Raw genomic sequence first — 18,259 nt, 5'->3', positions numbered from 1 at the left:
GGCCAGCATGACCGTCGAACCCGTCACCATCCACGTTCCCGAGTACCGGTCGGTGGACGTGTCGCTGACGGACGCCCAAGCTCGCCAGCTTCAGCTGGCAAGCGGATCTCGGCTAACCATCAGTCCTGCGCGCTCAGGCTTCCGATTGACAGCGTCCTCCCACGTGGGGTCGATCAGCATCCCCGGATTGATCGTGCACGTCACCCCCAAGGTGCCGATGGAGAACGTTCTGCGCCTCATGACATGGAGCACTCGGCGTGTCTCCTTCCTCGACTTCTCACTGGGCCATGCCTCGGCGTCCCTCACCCCAGCGGTGGCCGCGTGGTACGCGCGAATGCTCGAACGGACGCTGGTGCTCGGCCCTGATCGCGCCTATGTGGAGCAGGCTGAGCGACTGGACGCCCTACGCGGACGCGTCGATCTCCCCGCGCTCGCCCACACAGGCGGTCTGCCAACCCCCCTTCCGTGCCGCTTCGACGAATGGACGGTCGACACGCGCCTCAACCGGCTCGTCACCTCGGCCGCCCACGCCTTGGCCCGCCAGCCAGGGGTGCCCGCCCACACCGCGATGGATCTCAGGCGCCTCATGCGCATGATCCCGGGAGTCGGAGCGCTGCGGCCGGATGACCTCACAGCCACCGCACCGCTCACCAACCGCCTGAACGACCACTACGCAGACACCGCCCAGCTAGCCATCCTCATCCTCAGGTCGTCTGGCTTCGGGCACGGGGCCGGCTCGACCGTGAGCTCCTCCTTCATGGTCGACATGAACAAGGTGTTCGAAGACTTCGTCTCGGCGCGGGTCGCCGCCCTGCTGACCGACGGGCGCCGCCTCACCTGCCAGCAACCCGTGCCCCTGGACGAAGAACGCTTCGTGGTCACAGCGCCGGACCTGATCGTCACCGATCATGGGGGCCGCACGGAACTGGTCGCCGACGTGAAGTACAAGTTGACCACCGATGGCACGGGGCGCAGCTCGGACTACTACCAGCTCCTCGCCTACTGCACGTCGCTCGCACTTCCCAGAGGCGTCCTGATCTACGCCGACGCCGGAGACCTCCCCGCACCACCGAGGCGGCTTCACGTGCGCAACGGGGGAACCATCTTGGACACAGTCCGGCTGTCGTTGCACGGCTCACCCGAGGAGCTCGACTCCAGCATCGGTGCCATGGTCACAGGGTTGCTGCATGGTGCACCGTCCGCTTAGGTGTTGCGGCTCATGAGGTTGGTGTCACCCGGCGGTAGGGGGTGAGGGACGGGCAGGTCCCCGGCGGCAAGATGGAAGTCGACCAAGACAACCCTCGCCGATCCGAAGGACCTGCCCTGTGACCCACCGTAATGCCCCCTTGACTCCCGAGGGCCGTCTGCGGCTGGTGCTGCCCTGCCGCCACCGCCCAATCGCCCACATCGCCGCCGAAGCAGGCGTCTCACGCCAGTGCCTGGGCAAGTGGGTGGCCCGCTACCGCGAGCACGGCGAAGCCGGCCTCCACGATCACTCCAGCGCACCCCGACGACGCCCGACCCAGACCCCGACGACGGTGGTCGAGCAGATCGCGCTGATGCGGAAGAACAAGTGGTCAGCACGCCGGATCGTGCGCGAACTCGCGGCGATCGACATCACCATCTCGGTGGCGACCGTCACCCGCTGGCTCCACAAGCTCGGCCTGCACCGACTCGACCACCTCGACGTCGACGGCGAACCGCTCCGCCAGCCCGGCAAGATCACCGCGCACTGGCCCGGGCACATGATCCACCTCGACGTGAAGAAAGTCGGCCGCATCCCCGACGGCGGCGGCTGGCGCATCCACGGCATCAACTCAGACCAAGCCCGCGCCGCAGCCCGCGCCCACCGCCAAGGCCAAAGTGCGTGGCGCCCGACCCGGCTATGTGTACCTCCACTCCGCAGTCGATGGGTTCTCCCGGCTCGCCTACACCGAGGCCCTCCCCGACGAGACCGCCAAGACCGCGATCGGGTTCCTCCACCGCGCCCACGTCTGGTTCGCCGCCCACGGCATCACCCGGTTCACCCGGATCGTCACCGACAACGGCTCCTGCTATCGCGCCAAGGGCTTCACCCGCGCGGTCTGCTCGTTCGCCGCACGCCATCAGCGAACCAAGCCGTACACGCCCCGACACAACGGCAAGGTCGAGCGCTACCAACGGATCCAGGCCAACGAGCTGCTCTACGCCCGCCCCTGGGCCAGCGAGGAGCACCGCCGCCAAGCGATCGCGACCTGGAACCTGCACTACAACTACCATCGGCCCCACAGCGCTGCTGGTGACCAGCCCCCAGCCTCACGCCTCCGGACGGGCGTCACCAACGTCATGAGCAACTAGACTTAGGTGGCCTTCGCCTCTTGTCGCTTTCCCGCACTGACCTGCGGCTCGTAGCGCCATCCCGGCGTCGAGCTTCGGACCCGGCTGCCCGTACTCCCGATCCGCTGGACGCCCCTTCTCGCCGTGGTCCGCGAAGCGCACAGGGAATTGCGCTGGACGCCGGTCCCCGTCGGAGCATCTCCCATCCCGCGACTGCGTGTTGCGCTCGACGTGAGCCAGTGTCCCGGTGGTCGGTGCGCCACCGAGCGGTCGGTGACAGTCAGGGGGGGCCTGGTGGGGCGGCACTCCATCGCGCGCCCCACCTTCCAGAGTGAGGCAGCGGGCTTCGAAGGATAGGGGCTGGGCTCTTCCTGGCGCCAGTCCGCTTGTTAGCGAAATGATGACGGCCGTTGTGGCACGTGCAGCAGGGCGCGCCCCGCCTCTTCCATCGCGCGCATCAAGGCCAGAGCCGCCTCAGCTGTCAGATCGCCGTCTGCGACCATGTGCTGCATCACCTCGAACGTGCGCAGCGTCTGCATGCCTGAACGGACGCCGAAGTCGTAAGCGTCGCCGTCCTCGGTTACCCACCACGAATCCTCGAACTCGCTGAGGTGGCGTATGAGGTAGCAGGTCTGCGCCTCACCAAGGTGTTTCAGCGGTTCTTCCGGCATGCCCCCAAAGACGCCCAGCCTCATGCGCTCGACGGCTTCCTCGTGGCCCTCCAACTCGATGACCTCCCCGAGCCAGCGCCCGTCGACCGCGTCCCCCAGCGCCGGGTGATAAGCGCGCGATCGACCCACCTCGAACCGGACGGCAGACGTCCAACGGCCGCGCCCACGCAGCCAGCCCTCAAGGAGTCCCATCTGTCGCACCACGGCGAAGTTGCAGAGCACCGTAGTGTCCGGGAAGACCAGGGCGGCCATCAGCTATCGGCCCTCACCCTCGGCCCACTCCCGCCGCAAGGTCTGGGTATCGACTCCGAGGATCTCGGCGAACACCCGCAGGGTGGATTGGCCCGCCTCGTAGGCAGCTAGGGCGTCGGCCAAGAGCAACCCCGGGGGACGGCGCTGCATCGACGCCGCACTGGCGGCAGCGAACTCGGTTGCCCGCCCCGCCTTCATGGCAGCTGCCTTGGACGTGGTAGCCATCAGTGCGCTCCGCAGACCCGCGTCGATGACCCGTAGGTTCTCGAGGCGGTACGCGAGGGCGGTAGGTGAGACACTCAGCGCCTGGGCCACACTGCTCAACCCCTCAAGGCTCGACCCTTGTTCGGCGACCATCGACCGAACCAAGCGTTCCGGCATGAGAAGGGCCGCGGCAAACGCGTTCGCGCGCACCTCTCCTTCGCCCTTCTTGCTGGCTGAGGAGTAGATGTCAGCATCCTCATGGATGGCCTGATCGTCGCCGCTAAGCAGGTGGCCCAACTCGTGTGCGATGGTGAACCGCTGCCGTGCAGTGATCGACGTGGCGTCGACCAGTATGAGCTTCGTGGTTTCCGTGCTTACCGCCAGCCCGTCGAAACCTGTTCCCAGCTGTTCGATGGCCACGTCGATGCCGAAGGCCTCTTCGATGACCTTGGGCAGGTCACCCACCGTCGAAAGGCCCATCGAGTCCAGCATGGCCGTCGTCGCACTCGCCAGCGCCTCCCCCTGCTGGATCCAGGTTGTGGAACGACTCACCGGCCCTGGGAGATTGGGCTTCTGCGGGTATCCCAGACGGGTGAGATTGGTCCTCTGTGTCGCGTACTGGCGTGCCAACCGCAGAGCCGTTTCGGCCGAGCTGCCCGCGGAGCGGCGTGCTGCGGTCGCCAGTTCCGGCTCCTGGCCTGTGAGCAGCCAGTCGACAGTCACGTGGAGGGCCTCGGCGATCAGCGCCAACTCCAGCGACGTGAACCTCCGCATTCCACTGAGTGACTTCGACAGCTTCGACTGCTCTATGGCAATTTGCTCGGCGAACGCCCTCTGCGTGCTGCCTGCCTCGTCGATGAGGCGGCGCACTCGGTCGCCCGTTGTCTCCATGCGTCACAGTCTGCGCGCAGTTTGCGATTTTCGCAAAACATGACACGATCAACCTGGCGTCCCCAGACTGTGATTGGCTGGGGCCCACAAGCCGCAAAGGAGTGAGTCTTGTCGACACCCCCCCTTCCGCATCCCGGTGCAGTGGTCAATGTGCGCGGCGCAACGTGGGCCGTGACCGACGTCCAGGAGCAGGGGTTGTCCCGCTCGCCTGCTGATGAGGGGTACGCCGGCCTGCAGCACGTTGTGGCCTTGCAAGCCCTCGGTGAGGACAACCTCGGCGACGAACTCCGCGTCATCTGGGAGCTGGAGGTCGGCCACGCCCTCGCCCCCGACCAGGACCTGCCGGAACGGATCAACCCTGCCGCGTTCGACAGCGTCGATCGCTTGGGTGCCATCGTGGACGCCACCCGGTGGGGGGCGGTCACCTCGGCCGACGACAACGCCTACCAGGCGCCCTTCCGGTCGGGGGCCAACGTGGAGGCGTACCAGCTCGAGCCGCTGCGTCGCGCGCTGGCTGCCCCCCGCACCAACCTTCTTCTGGCCGACGACGTCGGTCTGGGCAAGACGATCGAGGCGGGCCTCGTCATCCAGGAGTTGCTCCTGCGTCACCGCGCCAGCAGCGTGATCGTACTTTGCCCGCCCAGCCTCTCGGTCAAGTGGCAGGACGAGATGCGCGAGAAGTTCGGTCTCGACTTCGTCATCGTGAACTCTGAAAGGATGGCGGAGTTGCGTCGCAGCCACGGGCTGAACGCCAACCCGTTCCGCCTCTTCCCGCGTGTCATCGTGTCGATGGCGTGGCTGCGTTCGCCGCGCGCCCAGCGTCTTCTGCGGGAGGTGTACGCCGACGCCGACGACCGGCGCACCGCCCGGCGCTATGCGTTCGACATCCTCGTCGTCGACGAGGCCCACCACGTCGCCCCGGCGAGCCCGACCCGCAACGGAAAGGCCGGCAGCTACGCCGTCGACAGCCTGCGCACCATCCACACCCGGGAGTTGGCCGAACGGTGCGAGCATCGCCTGTTCCTCAGCGCCACCCCGCACAACGGGCACAGCGAGTCGTTCACCGCGCTGCTGGAGATGATCGACAACCGCCGGTTCGCCCGCGGCGCCGACCTCGATGAGGCCGCCCTGCGCGATGTCACCGTGCGCCGCCTGAAGAGCGAGATCACCTCGAAGAAATTCCAATCCCGGCGCATCGAGCCGATCCCATTCACGCCGAACGCCGACGAACAACAGCACTTTGCGGACCTGACCGACCTGCTGCAGAAGAGCAAGAAGCTCAACGGCCGCGACCACGGTGGCGACCTGTCCGGGATGCTGTTGAAGAAGCGGTTTCTGTCCAGCCCGGTCTCGTTCGGGCGCACGTTGAGCGCATTCACCCACCTGCCCGAGGGCGGCCGCGCCCTCCCTGCATCCCTGTTCGACGATGACGACGAGGTCCTCCGCGACGTGCTGGGCAGCGAGGCCAGCGACGAGGAGGAAGGCGCCGGGTACCACCCCGAGTTCATCGCGCTGCAGCAGCGCCGCGGCACGAATCCGCTCGTGGCCGCCAACTCCCAGCAGCTCGACCGGCTCATCAACTGGGGCCTGTCGTATGAGGCACGCCCGGACGCCCGCCTGACCGCCCTCATCCGCTTCTTGGACGCCATCTGCCGCCCCGACGGCACGTGGAGCAACGAACGCGTCGTGGTGTTCACCGAGTACGCCGACACGCTCGCTTGGATCGCTCAGGTGCTCGCCTCGAAGGGCTATGGCGACCGGCTGGCGGTCATCCAGGGTTCGACCGAAACTGAACAGCGTGAGCTCATCCGCCAGCGGTTCAACGCCGACCCCCACGACGAACCGGTTCGCGTGCTGCTGGCCACCGACTCCGCCGGCGAGGGCATCGACCTGCAGGCCTATTGCCACCGGCTGGTGAACTATGACATCCCGTTCAACCCGAGCCGCCTGGAGCAGCGCATCGGGCGCATCGACCGCTACGGCCAGACCCACGCGCCCGAGGTCTACCACTTCGTGCCCGACAAGACCTCCACCACCTTCAACGCCGACCTCGACTTCCTGGCCCGCATCGCGCTGAAGATAGGGCGGGCGGCGTCCGACCTCGGTTCGATGAACCAGGTCATCGACCACGACATCCAGCAGCGCTTCTCACCCAACCCGCGCCGCGGCACCGTCCGCGATGACCGCGCCGCCACGCTCATCAACAAGACCCTCGCCGGCGGTCTGGAGCTCAACAAGCAGCTCGACGAGTTGAGCCGCTCGTATGCCAGCAAGCTCACCGAGTTGCACCTGACCCCCGCCGCCACCCACCGAGTGGTGCAGGAGGCGCTCACCTTGTCCCGGCAGCCCGCGCTCGTGCGCACGGACGACCCCGCCTTTCCGGTCGACGACCCGGCGGACGGTCCGAACGCCGCCGAAGCGGACTTCTACCGGGTGCCCGCGCTCAGCACCCGCTGGCAGGAGGCGCTGACGGGCCTGTCCACCAGGCTCGACCCGGGACGCCTGCGCCCGATCACTTTCGACCCGGCTGCGCTGCTCACGGCGGACGGAGGCACGCGCACCGACGTGGTGGCGATCCACTTGGGCCACCCGCTCCTGCAACGCTCCGCCCGGCTGCTGCGCAACACGCTCACCAAGGGCGGCTCCGACGTCAACCGCGTCACCGCGGTCGTCGTCCCGGGGCTGGACGCCTCCTGTGCGGCCGCGGTCTCACGGCTCGTCCTCGTGGGCGCTGGTGGCCTGCGCCTGCACGAGGAGGTGTTCGTGACGGGTATCCGCATGAAGGCCCAGGATATGGCCGAGGAGAAGGTGCTCGACCTGCTCGACCGCGCCCTTGACGCCGGAGCACACCAAGGAGCATCCCCCGCCGTGCGCGAGCACCTTGCAGACGCGTGGAACGCCGACGGTTCCCGCCTCCACGAACGACTTACCGGAGCCGTCCGCAACCGCGCCGAGGCCCGGCAGAAGCGGGTCGAGGCAGCCCTGGCCGGACGCCGCACTGCCGACCTGGAGCGTGCCTCGGCAATCTTCTCCGCCTTCCGCAGGAACCTGACCGACTCGCTGCGACGCCTCAAGCGCGAGGAGGAGGAGCAACTCGACATGCTGCCCCTGGCCGACGACCAGCGCGTCCAGCGCGCCAAGGACGTTCGCGCCATGGAGTCCCGCCTCGACTCACTGGACGCCGAGGAGCGGCGGGAACGCGAAGCGATCGAAGTCCGGTACACCGACGTCAAGCCTTACACCTCGACGGCCGGGCTCGTCTTCGCGATCACCGCCGAGGATGCCGCCGCATGGGAGGTCACCCGATGAGTCCGCGCCCCGCCCTCGGTCGCCGCCGCGCTCCCAGCGGCACCGAGCTGCACCGCTCGTGGCTCGCTCTGGTCGATACCGAGGGCCCATTCCTGACGCTGCCAGCGCTGCTCCGGGTGTGGCCTCAGGCCAACTTCCCAGGCTTGGACTCCCGACGTTTGGCCGACCTGAAGGTGGCCAAGGCGTCCTTCGAGGGGGCCCATGACGCCCACGCCATCGGCGAGCTGCCGCTGGACGCCTTCCGCGTGGCCCGCGACGCGTGGGTCGAGCACGTGTTGCGCGACACGTTCGGCTGGGGCGATCACCTCGTCCTCGACGAAGCCGTCCACACCACCGTCGCCTCCCCCACCGGGGCCATCACCGCGACGAGCACCGGCGCCTTCCGCCGGGGCGACGAGGTCGCAGCGCTGGTCTGGGTGGTCGACCCCGTCGACAACCTCCGCTCCATCGGCACCGAGGGCTGGGCCACCGACACCATCGACCGGTTCGAACTCATGCTGCGCGCCTCACACACGCCGGTCGGTGTGGTCACCGACGGCCGCTGGTGGGGGTTGGTGAGCGCCCAGCGCGACCCGAAGACGGGCACGTCGATCACAGCAGCCTCCGGCATCGTGGACGCCTTCGACTGGGTCAACGACTCGGCCGCACGTGACGCGGTCGCCGCCCTGCTCGCCCCCGGGCGCCTCGCCGGCGGCCAGCCCGAGGACCGCCTAGCCGCACTGTTCCGCGAGTCAGTCACGTCCGCCGAACTCGTCACCGAGGCCCTTGGCGCCCAGGTGCGACGTGCCGTCGAGCTGGTCGTGCAATCCTTCTCCGAGTCCGCCGCCGAGGCCCTCCACCGCGGCGAGGCTGATCCGCTCCCCGAGGACGCCGGCATCATCTACGAAGCGGCGGTCACGGTCATGATGCGGGTCGTGTTCCTCCTGTTCGCCGAGGAACGCGGCCTCCTGCCCTCGAGCGAACTGTTCCGCGGCGGCTATGGCCTGACCGGACAGCTCGACGAGTTGCGCAGCCGCGCCCAAGTCGAGACCCCCGAGGGCCTGGACGCCACCTCCGCGGTCTGGCACCGCCTGCTGGCCACCTCACGGGCGCTCTACCGCGGGGCCTCGTTCGAGGACCTCCGCCTGCCCACCTACGGCGGATCGCTGTTCGACCCAGAGCGGTTCCCGTTCTTAGCCACCTTGACCCCGACCGGCGAGCTCTCTTTGGTTGTCGATGACCGGGTGATGATGCAGGTGCTGGACGCCGTGCAGATGGCCGACGTCAAGGGGGAGGGGCGGCGTCCGATCTCGTTCCGCGACATCGATGTGGAACAGATCGGCTACATCTACGAAGGCCTGCTCGGCTACACATGTCGCCGCGCGCCCGAGACGGTGATCGGCTTGATCGGCAAGGCCGGTGCCGAAGCCGAAATCCCCCTGAGCGTGCTCAATGACCTGTACGAGGACAACGCCGACGACCGAAGCGTCGCCGCAGCCATCCTGGCCTGGGTCAAGGAGAACCAACCCAGTGCTAGCACCCCGACCGTCAACCAGCTCACCAAGGCTCTCGCCGCAGGTGACACGATCGAGGACGCCGACGTCGCCCTGCGCGCCGTCACCCACGACCCCGCGCTCGCCGAGGAGCTTCGTGGTTGGCTCGGCATCATCCGCCGCGACCTGCGCGACCGGCCCACGGTCGTCCTGCAAGGCGGATTGGTTGTGGTCGAGACCCCGTCGCGCAAGAACGCGGGCGCCCACTACACGCCCCGCTCGCTGGCCGAAGAAGTCGTCCTGCACGCCCTCGAACCGCTGGTCTACGCCCCCGGCCCGCACCAGACCATGGACCGGACGGCGTGGGTGCTCAAGTCACCCGGGCAGATTCTGCGGCTACGGGTGGCCGACATTGCCTGCGGCTCGGGCGCCTTCCTCGTCGCGGCAGCGCGGTATCTGGCCGCACGCCTCGTCGAGGCGTGGGAGGCGAAAGGCTCCGGCCTCGGTACCCCCGAAGAGCAGGAGACCCGAGCGCTCCGCGAGGTCGTCGCACACTGCCTCTACGGCGCCGACATCAACCCGATGGCCATCGAGATGTGCAAGCTGTCACTATGGCTGGTCTCGCTCGACCCCAAGCTGCCCTTCAGCTTCGTCGACGACAAGGTGCTGGTCGGCAACTCCCTGCTCGGCATCACCGACCTCGACCAAGTGCGCCGCCTCCACATCAACCCCGGCCGCGCCACCAACGCGCCCGCGCTGTTCGAGGTCACGTCGGCAGCGGTCGGCACCAACGTTGACGTTGATTCCGCCATCGACCAAGCAATCCAACTGCGGCAAGACCTGTCCAGCGTGGTGGACAACAACGACCCCCAGCGCTCGGCAGTCACCAAGGCGGCCCTACTTGCCGAGCTGCGCACGGTGACCGCCCAAGTCCGCGACCTCGCCGACGGGGTCATCGCCGCCGGCCTGCGCCTCGGAGGCAAGCTCGGGAAGGCCCTCGACGAGGCGTACGCCGATCTACGTGTCGCCGCCGCCGATGCCTATCCGGCCCAGGGAGCCGCAAACCGCGCGATGCTGGACGACATCCTTGGCGTCGGCCTCACCCCCACTGTTGACACAGATTATTGCCGTTGGCAGCCTCTCCACTGGCCCATCGAACTGCCAGACGTCTTCGACCACGGCGGCTTCGACACCATCGTCGGAAACCCACCCTTCCTCGGCGGTAAGAAGATCTCCCCCGCAATGGGCTCCAACCTCCGCGAATGGTTGGTCAATGTGTTGGCTGACGGCGCCAAGGGAAATGCGGACCTAGTTGCCTACTTCTTACTCCGCGCCTATTCTCTGCTCGACCCCGAGGGCACATTGGGTTTGATTGCCACAAATTCGGTGGCCCAAGGGGACACTCGCGAAGTGAGCTTGGACACGATGGTTGCCAAGAACTTCACCATCACCCGCAGCATTCAGTCGAGGTCCTGGCCCGCAGCGAGCGCCAACCTTGAGTACGCTGCGGTCTGGGGGGCTCGCGGCACTCTCCCCGATGGGCTAGGCGCGGTTTCCGATGACCAGTGGGTCGTACGCATTAGCTCGCTGCTGGAACCCGAAGGACGCATCGTAGGCCCCCCAAGACGACTCACGGAAAACCTCGCCAAGGCGTATATCGGTAACAACATTAACGGCGTCGGCTTCACGATGGAACCGTGGGTCGCCCGCAAGATGATTGATTCCTCCCCCCCCTCAGCCCAGGTGTTGGCCCCTTTCCTTGGGGGTGAGGACATCAACTCCGACCCACAAGGACTCGCCTCAAGGTATGTCGTGGACTTTACCGGCTTGGATCGCATAGCCGCATCGAGGTTCTCGGAGCCCTTCGCTTGGGTAGAGTCCCGCGTCAAGCCTCATCGCGAGGGGCTCAGCAATAAGCCCCGCGTGCGGGATCGATGGTGGCTCTACGAGGCCCCGGCAGTCGCTCTCCGGCGAGCCACCCTCCCCCTCAAAGAAGTCCTGGCAATCGCGCTAGTCAGCAAGACCGTCATGCCCCTGCGAGTCCCCACGGGCCAAGTCTTCAGCCACGCGCTGGGCGTCTTCGCCACGGATTCGTTCGCCCAGCAGGCCGTGCTCTCGTCATCACTCCACCAGATGTGGGCGATCAAGTATGGGTCGGGCATGCGAAACGATCCTAGGTACACGCCTTCGGACGTGTTCGAGACATTCCCGCGGCCCGATGAGACCGATGCTCTTCGCGTGATTGGTCGCACCCTCGATGAGGAGCGCAGGGAGATCATGCTGCGCCGCGATCTGGGCTTGACGAAGCTGTACAACCTGGTCAACGACCCGGACCTGCCCGATGCATCCGACCCCGATGCGGCCCGGCTGCGTGCGATCCACGTCGAGCTCGACGAGACGGTGATGGCGGCCTACGGCTGGTCGGACGTGATGCTCGATCATGGCTTCCACACCTACCGGCAGATGACCCGCTGGACGGTCAGCCCCGCGGCACGTGTCGAGATCCTCGACCGGCTGCTTGAGGAAAACCACCGCCGCGCAGCCTCCGAGGCGGCGGCAGGCACCGGCGTCTCATTCGCGGCGTCGGAGCCCGAGGAACACGACTTCGACGCTGAGGAGGCCGAGGCATGACCACCACTGCGCACGACGGTGTGCTGCCGCCGGGACCCTACGAGGTGCCCGATGGCACGGCGTGGGCTGTCCGGGAGAACCTGACGTCGATTCTGTCCCGCGAGTTGCTTGGCCCGCTGTACGGCGATGCTGAGGTGCTGCCGGTCTCTCCCCACGTCGCCTACCTCGTGGGCCGCCTCGACCCGCAGCAACTCGCCACCGAACCGATCCCCACCGAGGGTGCCCCGGAGGAGGACCTTGATGAGGCTGGCGCTCCTGACGCGGACGCCGACGAGGACACGCCGGTGCGCCGCGGGGCGATCACGCCGGCGTCCATGGGGTTGCGCTGTCAGATCTCACCCGGGCAACGGTCAGTGACTGTGCGGGCGTCGTGGGGGCACTACTCCACCCGGAAGGCTGAGCGGGCGGCCGAGGAGGGCGCGCCGTCGGCCGCACGCGCGACGGAGTACGTGCGCACCCAGGTGTCCCGTTCCGTCGTCGTCACGATTGCCGACCTGACCGCCGGCCAGACCCGCGACATCCCGCTGACCGGGGTCGAACCCGAGGGCGTGGTGCTGCGGGTGGACCGCTACAACACGGACAACTCGGTGATCCTCGAGCTGGCCCTGTGTAACGAGGCGGACCCAGGGGTGGGCCGGGTGCCGGTCGGCAAGTCGCTGTTCCAGACCCAGTTGCATGTCGAGGCCGGTGGGGCGGAGGCCTTCCTGCCGGTGCAGGACGTGGTGGCGGAGGCGATCCCGCCGCACGACGACGACGAGGTCAACCGGCTGCGCCTCCAGTATCGCGACAGGCTCGAGTTTGCCATTGGCCGCACCTGTTCGGCCGACTGGACGGCCCAGCCGGGCGCCCGCCGGGCCTCCCAGGTGCGCACCACCTGGTTGCCCACCTCCGAGACCCCGCAGACCCGGGCCCGGTCCGAGTCCGCGGTCGTCACCGACATGAGGCGGCTGGCAACCGCGTCCGTCGATGAATTGCGCACCGCGCTCACGCCAATCACGACGGGCTATGCCGCCTGGTTGACGGGGCTCAAGGCGACGGCTGACAGCCTGCCGGTCTACCTTCAGGGCGAGGCCATCGATGCGATCGTCGAGGCAGAGCAGGCCGCCGGCCGGTTGGCTGACGGCATCGACTTCCTGCTGCGTGATGAGGAGGCACTGCGGTGCTTTCAGTTCATGAACACCGTGATGGCTGATCAGCGCATTCACTCCGAGGTCGTCCGGCGCCGCGGCGAGCGCCCGGAGCTGACGCCGGCCACCGCCCTCGCCGAGGTCAACGCCGAGGGGGCGGGCGCGCACAGCTGGCGCCTGTTCCAGCTCGCGTTCGTGCTCATGCAGCTCCCGGCCCTGTGTGACCCGACCCTGCCGCAGCGGTCGAACCCCGCCCTGGCTCAGGTCGAGTTGCTGTTCTTCCCCACCGGTGGCGGCAAGACCGAGGCCTACTTGGGCCTGGCAGCGTTCACGTTCGCGATCCGGCGCCGGCGGGGGGTCGTGGCGTCGGCGTCCGGGCCCCTTGACGGCGGCGACGGGCTGGCGGTGCTGATGCGTTACACGCTGCGGCTGCTGACTGCGCAGCAGTTCCAGCGCGCCACGACGATGGTGTGCGCCGCCGAACTGGAGCGCCGAAGGGATGAGAAGGTCTGGGGTCCCACCCCGTTCCGGATCGGCCTGTGGGTGGGGTCGAACGTGTCACCCAAGCGGGTGAAGGAGGCCGACGAGCAGCTACGCGCGGCCGCCGACAGCGGGTACGACCACGGCCTGACGGTGCTGCAGTTCCGGCGCTGCCCGTGGTGCGGCACCCCCATCACCCGCGACAACATCCGAGTCGAGACGGTGCTCGGCCGCGTGTTCGTGCGTTGCGGCGACGACTTCGACTGCCCGTTCGGCTCGGCGGGTGAGGTGAGCGAGGGGTTGCCGGTGCTCACCGTCGACGAAGAGATCTACCGGCTGGCTCCCGCCTTCGTCATCGCGACGGTCGACAAGTTCGCCCGGCTCGCCCGCGAGGGGCAGGCGGCCGCCCTGTTCGGCCACGTCGCCACCGTGTGCGACCGCCACGGCTACACCCACCCCGACGACTCCGGTTGTTCGCTCAAGGCCGGGTCGAAGCACAACGCCAGCGGCGGTCATCCGGCGGCGTCCGTGCGGGCGTGCGGTCGGCTGCGGCCGCCCGACCTGATCATCCAGGACGAGTTGCACCTCATCACCGGCGCCCTGGGCACGACGGTGGGCCTGTTCGAGGCGGTCATCGACACGCTCTGCACGTGGACCGACGGCCAGGGTCGCCGCGTCGCGCCGCTGATCGTGGCGTCTTCGGCCACCGTCCGACGGGCGGCCGACCAGGTGCGCAGCCTGTACGGCCGCGGGCTGGCGATCTTCCCGCCCCAGGTGCTGGACGCCGGCGACACCTGGTTCAGCTCCGAGGAACCGATCAGCCGCGAGGCGCCTGGACGCCGCTACCTCGGCGTTTGCGCGACAGGCGTCAGGCTGACGGCCGCCGAGATCCGCCTGTCCGAGGTGCTGCTCGCCTCGGGGCAGGAGTTGCTCGACCGGCACGGTGACGCTGCGGACGCCTATCTCACTCTGGTGGGCTACTTCAACGCGATCCGCGAGCTGGCGGGCATGACCCGCTACCTCAGCGACGACGTCGAGACCGCCCTGGGGCGCGGACGCCCGTGGTCGAAGCTGCCGCGCCGCCGCGGCACGAACTACGGCCAGTTGAACCGGGCCGAGCTGACCAGCCGCGTGTCGTCGTCCCGGATCACCGACACCCTCGACGGAATGGCTGTGCCGTTCACCGCGGCGTCCGACTCGACGGCCGCCCGTGCGGCGGCACTGGCGGCCGTCCAAGGCGGCAAGCCCGCACCCGAACGGGGCGCCCTGCCTTACGACACTGTGCTGGCCACCTCGATGCTCCAGGTCGGCGTCGACGTGCTGCGCCTGGGGTTGATGCTCATCGTCGGTCAGCCGAAGAACACCGCCGAGTACATTCAGGCGTCCTCGCGCGTTGGCCGTGCGGGCGATCGCCCGGGCTTGGTGGTGACCCTGGGCAACTGGGCGCGGCCGCGCGATCTGGCGCACTTCGAGCAGTTCCGGCACTACCACGAGACGTTCTACGCCCAGGTGGAGGCCCTATCGGTGACCCCGTACTCGCTCACGTCGATCGAGCGGGGCCTCGACGGCGTCCTCGTCAGCGCCGCCCGAGTGCTCGACGCGCAGGCCGGCGTCGACGGTCTCACCCCGGAGAAGGGGGCGGACCGCATCGACTCCTCGGCCGCGTTCGTGTGTGACCTGGTCGACCTGCTCGTCGCCCGGGCGCTGGCCGCATCCGATGAGGCGTCTGCCGACGTGGTGCGGGCACGGTTGAAGAACCGGGTCGACACGTGGAAGAAGCGCCGCGCCGGTCTCGCCGCCCAGCAGAAGCGGTTGGTGTACGAGCGTGTGCGGGCCGGGGCTGGTGAGGGGCCGCTCATGATCAGTGCTGAGGCGTCCACGACCAAGGACCTGCTAGCCGGTGCGCCGTTCGTGGTCGCCAACTCGATGCGCGAGGTGCAACCCGAGATCAACCTGCTGGTCTCCCCGAACCCGGACCGGCTCTACCTCGCACCGCCCGAAAGCGCCCCTGCCTGGGCGTTCCCCGCCCCGGAGGAGGACTGACATGGCCGACCTCGTCAGCGGCGACCACAGCCTCGACCCGCTCGGCGACGCTGAGGCGCTCAAGAAGGCCGGGATCAAGAAGAACTACGCCAAGGTGGGGTCGGGGCGGCCCAGCACGCTGCTGTTCACCTACGGGCCCGGCGCGATCATGGACCTGCCACGCTTCACCGTGATGCCCTCGGGCCTCGACGCATGGGATCGCATCTGGAAGCGCCGCGACGGCGTCCCCTACATCCATGCGCCCAAGCTGCTGGCGGCTGTACGCCGCCAGCTCGGGCAGCAGGTCACCGAGTTGCGTCCCTTCCCGCACCAGCCCGCGGAGAGTTCGTTCAGTGACGAGGGCCGCGATCTCGGTCTTCCGGCGCTGGTGTTTCCCCAGTGGTTGCGGTGCACCGGCTGCGACCGGCTGGCGCCGCTGAGCACCTTCGCCTATTCCAACACCAACCCGTACAAGCCCGACGAGGCGAAGTTCGAGCACGTCGGCTGCCCCGGTCGCAGCCGCACGGCCAAAGGTGGCGGCAAGAAGCGCTCGCCCTGCGTGCCGGCGCGCTACCTGCTGGCCTGCGAGAACGGGCACCTCGACGAGTTCCCCTACCTCGGGTGGGTGCACCGCGGGGGAACCTGCTCCGACGCCAGCACCCCGATGCTCAAGATGACCGAGAACACGCTCAGCCGCGGCGCCTCCGCCCGGATCGTGTGCGCGTCGTGCGGCGCCTCGCGCGGGATGAACGAGGCGCAGGGAGCCGCAGGCAAGGCGAAGCTGCCTGCCTGCCGTGGGCGTCACCCGCACCTGGACGCCTTCGCGGTCGGTGGCTGCGACGCGCCGGCGCACCTGATGCTGGTCGGCGCGTCGAACCTCTGGTTCCCGATCACCCAGAGCGCCATCGTGATGCCCATGGACGACGGCGAGAAGAAGCAGAACCTGGCCGACCGCCTCAAGTCCGTGGTTGGGGACGACCTGCCGGACTACGTCGGCGAGCTAAAGTTCCTGCGCAAGTATCTCAAGGACCGGCTCGATGTCACCGAGATCAGCGACGCTGACCTGGCTCAGGCCCTCACCGAAGCCCTCTCACCGCTGCCAGCAGACCCCGAGGTCGTGCCGAACACCGAGTGGAGCGCCTTGGACCTGATGGTGCCTGAATGGAACCACCTTCAGCTGGGCACTGCCGGCGCGCACCACGAGGACGAGGCGAGCGGGCTGGTAGTGACCACCCGCCAGCTCGACCCGGGTCTACCAAAGGAGTTCAGCCGCGTCCTTGCGGTGGAGAAGCTGCGCCAAGCGACCGCCCTGCTGGGCTTCACCCGCATCGACGAGTGGGACCGCATCGACGACGTCCCCACCCGTCAGGTGCCTCTGACCGTGAACCAACCCGTATGGGCGCTGGCGACACTGAACCGTGGCGAAGGCGTGTTCCTCCAACTCGACGAGAAGCCTGTGGCCGCGTGGGAAGCCACGGTCGAGGCGTCCGACCTGTGGGCTGCCCACAAGCAGGCACACCGCAACAACTACGCCAACCGCCTGTCGGGGACGGCCGCCAACATCGACCCCGACACCCGCATGCCACCGCCCCGCTACTGGCTGCTGCACACGCTGGCGCACGTGCTCTTCCGCCAGATGGCACTGTCGTCCGGTTACGGTGCAGCGAGCATCTCCGAGCGCCTCTACGGTTGGCGGGGCACCGAACACCGACCGCCTGCGGCAGGCCTTCTCCTGCTCACGACCTCGTCGGACTCGGACGGCACGCTGGGCGGACTCGTCCAGCTGAGCGAGCCGGTGCGCCTGCGCCAGTTGGTGACGTCTGCACTGCGGGGAGCGCAGCGCTGCAGCTCCGACCCGCTCTGCTCGCACCGAACGCCCGGTCCGAAGGAGGATTTCCTGCACGGTGCGGCATGCCACGCGTGCGCGATGGCCTCCGAGACATCGTGCGAGCGGTCGAACCGGTTCCTCGATCGCCGGCTGCTGATCAGGCTGCCCGGGCCTCACCGCCACCTCGGATTCTTCGACGTGTCATGACCGACCCCATGGTGGAGCTGGGGCGCCTGCTGACCTCGACCGAGGCGTCCCAGCTGGCAGCCCGGCTCGACGCGGGACAGACGCTGACGCAAGCGCTGAAGGGTGTACCGGAGGGTCGGCGTCCGGAGGTCAAGGCGGCCCTGGACGCCGCCGGGCTGGTGCCGGTGATTCGGGAGCTGGCTGTGCCGGTCCTTCGGGCGATCGAGGGCGCAGCCTTGCGCCCAGGTTCGACCACCCCGATCTGGACGATGCCCGGGCACCTCGCCGGCTACGGCTCACTCACTTCGTCGCTGAGTGATCTCGTGTTGTCGGCCCGGTTCGCGGTCACGTGCTCGACGTTCAACATCCAGAAATCATCGAGCCTGTGGCACGCGCTCGGTGAGGTGTGCCTGCGGGGCACGGTCGGCGTCCGCCTTTACCTGGATCATGACGCGACCGCGCAGTCGACTTGGGCTGGGACACCGTCGCTCGCCGAGGTCGCCGCGCAGATGGTCGGCGCCAAGGTGTACGTGACGCGAGCCGAAAACGGCGGACAGCACATCCGCAACCATGCGAAGTTCGTGGCCGTCGACCACCAGTTCCTGATCGTCACCAGCGCAAACCAGTCCGCGAGCGCCGAGCTCCACAACATCGAACTCGGCCTCAAGGTGGAGTCACGCCCACTCACCGAACTCGTCGAGTCCGAACTGATCCGCGTCGAGTCGGCCCTGTACGAGTCACTTCCTTCCTAGGAACACGGGCAACGACTACCTCGCGGGTCCGGTGAGGGGAGGTGTTCCCACGGCTGGCAGTCAGAGAGATGACGCCTTCGACCATCCTGCCTACCGGACAGACAGATGAGATCACAAT

8 protein-coding genes and 1 pseudogene are annotated in these 18,259 nt (G+C 68.1%); 7 read left to right on the top strand and 2 right to left on the bottom strand.

Annotation, left to right across the window (positions count from 1 at the left end; genetic code table 11):
• The first annotated feature begins 7 nt into the window (after positions 1-7).
• The gene (locus C1706_RS06370; protein ID WP_129458373.1) at positions 8-1,207 is read left to right on the top strand and encodes an McrC family protein; all 1,200 of its coding nucleotides are present in this window, start codon (positions 8-10) and stop codon (positions 1,205-1,207) included.
• A gap of 118 nt (positions 1,208-1,325) precedes the next feature.
• Positions 1,326-2,337, top strand: a pseudogene (locus C1706_RS06365) (IS481 family transposase).
• A 368-nt stretch (positions 2,338-2,705) separates the two neighbouring features.
• Here the strand turns inward: C1706_RS06365 and C1706_RS06360 are convergent.
• Together C1706_RS06360 and C1706_RS06355 are read right to left on the bottom strand one after the other, a co-directional pair.
• Entirely contained in the window at positions 2,706-3,239 is a 534-nt protein-coding gene (locus C1706_RS06360; RefSeq protein WP_129458372.1) for a hypothetical protein, read from the bottom strand.
• A 3-nt stretch (positions 3,240-3,242) separates the two neighbouring features.
• Positions 3,243-4,334 carry a helix-turn-helix domain-containing protein gene (locus tag C1706_RS06355; protein ID WP_129458371.1) on the bottom strand — a complete coding sequence of 364 codons (1,092 nt, stop codon included), beginning with the start codon at positions 4,332-4,334 and terminating at the stop codon, positions 3,243-3,245.
• A 108-nt stretch (positions 4,335-4,442) separates the two neighbouring features.
• Between C1706_RS06355 and drmD the strand changes: the two genes are divergently transcribed.
• The 5 genes from drmD to drmC are packed head-to-tail and all read left to right on the top strand — an operon-like array spanning position 4,443 to position 18,141.
• Positions 4,443-7,643, top strand: a complete 3,201-nt coding sequence (drmD, locus tag C1706_RS06350; protein WP_206661006.1) for a DISARM system SNF2-like helicase DrmD — start codon at positions 4,443-4,445, stop codon at positions 7,641-7,643.
• Positions 7,640-11,746, top strand: a complete 4,107-nt coding sequence (locus C1706_RS06345; RefSeq protein ID WP_206661005.1) for an Eco57I restriction-modification methylase domain-containing protein — start codon at positions 7,640-7,642, stop codon at positions 11,744-11,746. Before drmD ends, C1706_RS06345 begins: the two co-directional genes overlap by 4 nt.
• Entirely contained in the window at positions 11,743-15,396 is a 3,654-nt protein-coding gene (drmA, locus tag C1706_RS06340) for a DISARM system helicase DrmA (RefSeq protein ID WP_129458370.1), read from the top strand. The genes C1706_RS06345 and drmA overlap by 4 nt, the downstream gene beginning before the upstream one ends.
• 1 nt (position 15,397) lies before the next feature.
• On the top strand, positions 15,398-17,410 hold the full coding sequence (gene drmB, locus C1706_RS06335; protein ID WP_129458369.1) for a DrmB family protein: 2,013 nt from the start codon (positions 15,398-15,400) through the stop codon (positions 17,408-17,410).
• The gene (gene drmC, locus C1706_RS06330; RefSeq protein ID WP_129458368.1) at positions 17,407-18,141 is read left to right on the top strand and encodes a DISARM system phospholipase D-like protein DrmC; all 735 of its coding nucleotides are present in this window, start codon (positions 17,407-17,409) and stop codon (positions 18,139-18,141) included. Before drmB ends, drmC begins: the two co-directional genes overlap by 4 nt.
• The last annotated feature ends 118 nt before the right edge of the window (positions 18,142-18,259 follow it).

Origin of the sequence: Propioniciclava flava, assembly GCF_004126535.1 — a bacterium.
Taxonomy (GTDB): Bacteria; Actinomycetota; Actinomycetes; order Propionibacteriales; family Propionibacteriaceae; genus Propioniciclava; species Propioniciclava flava.
The sequence above is the reverse complement of the archived record's forward strand: the minus strand, read 5'-3'. Positions and strand labels throughout refer to the sequence as shown.